The sequence below is a fragment of the Pseudogemmobacter faecipullorum genome, from assembly GCF_020539525.1.
Lineage (GTDB): Bacteria > Pseudomonadota > Alphaproteobacteria > Rhodobacterales > Rhodobacteraceae > Pseudogemmobacter > Pseudogemmobacter faecipullorum.
Genome location: NZ_JACDXX010000076.1, coordinates 1 through 1,186, shown reverse-complemented (window position 1 = coordinate 1,186; position 1,186 = coordinate 1). Strand labels below are relative to the sequence as shown.

The 1,186-nt window shown below is 60.2% G+C and carries 1 pseudogene; it reads left to right on the top strand.

Annotated features, from left to right (window positions below):
* Positions 1-59 precede the first annotated feature (59 nt).
* Positions 60-1,186: pseudogene (locus H0485_RS21250) on the top strand (IS3 family transposase); the annotation flags it as partial.

Below are 1,186 nucleotides of genomic sequence, written 5' to 3'. Positions count from 1 at the left end.
TGAATAGCCCCATGTTTCGTGGACGCCTTCTTTGCTAATTTTGAGGCAAGGAGGCCATGATGGGCACAGGGACTTTCTGCGACGACTTCAAGCGCGATGCGGTCGCTCAGATCACGGAGCGGGGCTACCCGGTCAGCGAGGTTTCTGAACGGCTCGGGGTGAGCAAGCACTCGCTCTATGCCTGGAAGCGCAAGTTCGCGAAGACGGCATCAGGTGAGACCGAGAAGGATGCCGAGATCCGCCTGTTGAAGCGGGAACTGGCACGGGTTTCCGAGGAGCGCGACATCCTAAAAAAAGCCACCGCGTATTTCGCTCGGGATGCAAAGTGAGCGGAGCCATTGGAGCGCCATTGGTTCGAGCCCGATGGCGACGGCGTTCGTGGCCGGGCATCGGGGGCAGTTTTCTGTCCGGGCCATGTGCCGGTGTCTGCGCATACAGCCGAGCGGCTTCTATGCCTGGCTACAGGCTCCGATGAGTGCGCGAGCTCAAGAAGACAGGCGCCAGACTGAACTGCTGCGGAGCGCCTGGACGGAGAGTGGGAAAGTCTACGGATACCGCAAGCTGCATGACGATCTGGTTGAGCAGGGCGAAAGCATCTGTCCGAACCGGGTGGCCAGATTGGCCCAGCTTGCGGGGATCAAGGCGGAGATCGGCTATAAGCGCCGCCCTGGCAGCTATGGTGGCAAGCCATCGGTCGTGGTCGACAATACTCTCGACCGGCAGTTCGACGTCGCTGCGCCAGACAGGGTGTGGGTGACGGACATCACCTACATCCGGACGCAGGAGGGCTTTGCCTACCTCGCGGTGGTCATCGACCTCTATTCCCGGCGCGTGATTGGTTGGTCGATGCAAAGCAGGCAAACAACGGATGTCGTCTTGCAAGCTCTGCTCATGGCTGTCTGGCGGCGAAAGCCGAAGGGAAAGGTGCTAATCCACTCCGATCAGGGCAGCCAGTTCACCAGCATGGATTGGGCTGCGTTCCTGCGCGCCCACAACCTTGAGCATTCCATGAGCCGCCGCGGCAACTGCCACGACAACGCAGTCGCCGAAAGCTTCTTCAACCTGCTCAAGCGCGAGCGGATCAGGCGCAGGACCTACCGGACCCGCGAAGACGCAAGGCAGGACGTGTTCGATTACATCGAGATGTTCTACAATCCGAAGCGCAAGCATGTGAGGAACGGAATGC